The sequence below is a fragment of the Micrococcales bacterium genome, assembly GCA_009784895.1.
In the GTDB taxonomy this organism is placed as follows: Bacteria; Actinomycetota; Actinomycetes; order Actinomycetales; family WQXJ01; genus WQXJ01.
The window spans coordinates 1-3932 of record WQXJ01000090.1; the positions used below are offsets into that span (position 1 = coordinate 1).

Below are 3932 nucleotides of genomic sequence, written 5' to 3' on the forward strand. Positions count from 1 at the left end.
CGCGGTGGGCTTAGCCCCGGTGGGCGGCGTGATCGATTTGACAACTTCGCTGACCACCAGATCGGCCCGGACACCGTCTATGACAGCATCTGGAGTTAAGACCAGCCGGTGGGCCAGCACCGCCTGAGCCAAGCCTTTGACGTCATCGGGCGTGACATAGCCCCGCCCCTGCGCCATGGCGTGGACCTTGGCGCAACGTGTCAAGGCCAAGGCCCCCCGGGTCGAGGCTCCAATGGTGCAACGCGGATCGATCCGCGTGGCCTCGCAAATCGCCAAAATGTAGTCCAAAACGGAATCAGTCGCATGCGCCCCTTGGGCCTGATCTTGCAGCTGCTTGATCCGCGCAGCGTCACTGACGGGTCTAATGCTTTCGGTCCGGTCAACCAGTTCCGACTGAGCCACGATCTTCAGGGCAGCTGGACGGTCGGGGTGACCAATGGTGGTGCGGATCATGAAACGGTCCAACTGGGCCTCGGGCAGTGGGTAGGTGCCGAGTTGCTCGACCGGGTTTTGGGTGGCAATGACAACAAACGGTTGAGGCACCGGGTAGGTCCGCCCGTCCAGGGTGACCTGGTGTTCTTCCATCACCTCGAGCAGGGCAGACTGGGTCTTGGGGCTGGCCCGGTTGATCTCGTCGCCCAGCAGCACGTGGCAGAACACCGGCCCGGGCCTGAACTCAAAATCGCCGGTCTTTTGGTCGTAGACATTGGCGCCAATCACATCCGAAGGCAATAGGTCGGGGGTGAACTGGACGCGGCCGTGGCTGCCAGCGATAGTTGCGGCCAGGGCTTTGGCTAGGGAGGTTTTGCCGGTGCCGGGCACGTCCTCGAGCAGCACATGACCCCCAGCCAGCAAGGCCGTCAGCACCAGCCCAACGGCGTTGTTTTTGCCCACAATGGCCTGGCTGATTGCCTGACTTAGTTGGGCGAACTGGCTGGCGAACCCAGCACCGCTGGGACTTGCCGGGCTTAGATCCATTGGGTCCTCCTGATCGCTGGGTCAAGACCGAGGCTTGGCGTCGAATCACCGCCACCCCGGTCAGGTGCGGCCAGCATGGCTGCGGTTGTGGCCGGCCCACCCGGGCCGCCCAGCCGGACCCCGGGGCTAGAGGCTGGCTCGGCGGACCTGGTCACCACTGTCAGGCTGGCGGAGGTAACCGGGACGGAACAGGCCTCGGCCGCCCCCGAGCTCATCCCGGCCAGGGTCTGGTGGCAGGCAGTGACCGTGGCTGTGTAGGTGCCGGCCTTTAAGTCACTGAAGCCGACCGAACCGGCACCGGTTACCGTCTGGCTAGAGCCGTTCGACAAACTGATGGTGAAGATAAGCGAGTTTGGCTGGGCGCTACCAGAAAAGACCACATCGATGTGGCCACCGTCCTGGTCACTCAGGCCCGCACCGGGAGACAACTTGACCTGACTTATGACGGGTCTGGAGTATTGGGTGACCATCTGGCTGGCCGAGGCGATCCAGTTGTCGGTCTCGTTTTTGACCTCGGCCCAGACTTCGTAGGTGACACCTGGCTGGGTCGGGATATTGCACGCCGTGATGGCACCGCCGCTCCCGCAGATGGCCTGGGTCCGGCCACCGCCGGCCCGGTACCTAACCCTGTATTCCGGCGGCGAGCCGTGGCCTTGGACAGGGGGCACCGCGGCGGAGAGGGTCGAGGCGTCAAGTCTGGTGACAGTGATAGTTGGCCGGTCCGGGTCACCAAAGGGTACGGCTGTGCCCTGGGCCGGTGGACTGGGCTCCGGATGGTTGTTTTGGGCTCGAACCGCCAGGTTGTATTCGCGCCCGGCTTCCAGGTCGGTGAAGACGTAGGTGGTGGCCGCCGTCTCAACCGAGACCACCGCCCCGCCCGTCAGGGTGACCAGGTACTTCGTCACGGCTGAGCCGTGCTTGGGTGGCGCCGCCCAGGACACGGTCAACTTTTGGTTACCACGTTGGACAGCCAGGTTGCGGGGCGCCAGTGGCACTAGATCAACCAGCACAGCAGGCGAATAGGCGGACCGGGCCGAGAGCCCCACCTCGTTGCGGGCCTGGACAGCAAAGGAGTAGGTCTGCCCGTTGGTCAAAGAGGTAATGGTGCAACTGGACTGGAAACATAGCTGGCTGCCGCTGCCCCAGGACACCCGGTAGTCGATGATGGCGGCCCCGTTGTCTTTGGGCGGGTCAAAAACCAGAGGCAGTTGGCCGTCTGCCGGCAGGCCCGCTCGCGGCGGTCCGGGCGCGTTAGGCCGGCCGCGCACGGTGGCCGCAAACGAGCCGGTCACCTCACGGTTTGGTTCGGCCAGGGCGTCGTTGACAGTGAAGTTGATCGACATTTCGCCCAGAAAACCGTCAGCCGGTGTGACCTGCACCGATGAACCGACTATGGCTGCCGATCCAGCCCCGGGTGGGTTGACACTGACCTGGCGCAGCGTCAGTCCGCCAATTTCTGGGGCCGGGTTCCAGGCCCCGGCCAGCACCTCGACCATCTGGGCTTGACCTTGGCTGAGCACCTGGCGGGGCAACCGCACCAGCGCAGTCAACCGCCTGGTTGGGGCCGTGACCTGCACCTCAACCGAAACCCTGATTGGCGGTGAGGTCTCGTAGCCGATCATCAACCCAATTGCGCCGCGCCAGCCCGTCGGGACGTCATTGGCGGCTGACACCGTCAAAACCGTGCCGTTGAGCGACACATCGATGCCCCCGCCGGTCCAACCGCTCAGCTTCGTGGTCAGCGTGCCTGGCGGCACCGGTGCACCCAGCACGGTGACGAAGTTGGTCAAGTCGACCGCCTTTGGGACGCCGGCCCGTTCCACTTCGAGGCTGGGCGGGGTGAAGGCCGGCCGCACCTGACCGGCCGGTTTGACGGTTATGGGCAAGGTCAAAACGGCCAGCCGGGTCTCGGCGCTGGTCAAGTCGGCCGAGTCGGCGACTTTGAAGGTGATCGAAGCCGGGCCAGCGTAGTTACTGGCGGCCGAATAGAGCAGAGTCTGGTTGTCCAGGTACGGCCTCGAGCCATCTGATTTGGCAGCGCCGATGGCGTCCGGTTGGGCCAAGTAGGCCTGCTTGCCAGGGCCTACCATGACGTACCTGGCCAACGCCAGTTCGGTCGGCTGGCCGGCTATTGCCGTGATGACGTCCTCGCCGGGGCGCAGGACGGGCGGGAATGTGCCCAGGGCCGGCACCGAGACATAGCCGAAGGCGTGGCTGCCGCCCGCTTCTGGCCGTCGATTGGTCAGCTGGTAGAAAACGATTGTCGGCTCGTTTTGCAGTTTGACTCTCAGCTTTGACTGGCTCGTCACCACTGCCAGGTCCTGGCCGGCTGGTGGCAGGGACACTTCCAGGTCACTGAGGGGTCCAGAGGGGTTGTCTGCCAGGGCCATGACGTCAATATCGACCGAAGACCGGTTGATCGAATCGGCCGGCGAGACCACCACATCGCCTGCCCTTGGCGCCTGGATGGGAGCCTTTGGGTCAACCCTGACCCGCAGGGTGGCCCTGTCCTGGTCGCCACGGGAATTGCAGGCGGTGTATTCGAACTGAACGGTTCCGGCCTTGGCCGGCGCGTCTACTACAAGGCGGCTACCGGCGTAGCTTGGTTTGAGGCCGGGCGCAGAGCCGACTGGCTGGCCGCATAACGACAGACTGCCGCCGGCCATATCCAAATCGTTGGCCAAGACCCGGGCCTGGAGCTGTTCGCCTGGGCGGACCAGGAGGTCGTCGTCGCGCGCCACCACGCCGCCCAGTCCGGTTGGCCGCTCGGCCACAGCCACCTTGATCTGGGCGACTGCGCGCAAGCCAACCCAGTCTTCGACGGCGTAGGTAAAGGCGTCGGTGCCAACCTCGCCCGGGAAGGCCTCGTACCAGAAAAAATCGGCCCCCACTTCGATGATCCGGCCCTTCAGCGGGACCGAGTCAAGGCCCTGGAGCAGTACCCCGTCGCCGTC

2 protein-coding genes are annotated in these 3932 nt (G+C 64.8%); both read right to left on the reverse strand.

Features of this window, described 5'->3' with window-relative positions:
* A partial coding sequence (locus FWD29_09915; protein MCL2804244.1) for a MoxR family ATPase occupies positions 1 to 978 on the reverse strand: 978 nt, incomplete at its 3' end.
* Positions 969 to 3932, reverse strand: a 2964-nt coding sequence (locus FWD29_09920; GenBank protein MCL2804245.1) for a fibronectin type III domain-containing protein, incomplete at its 5' end; no start/stop codon positions are given. The genes FWD29_09920 and FWD29_09915, both read right to left, overlap by 10 nt.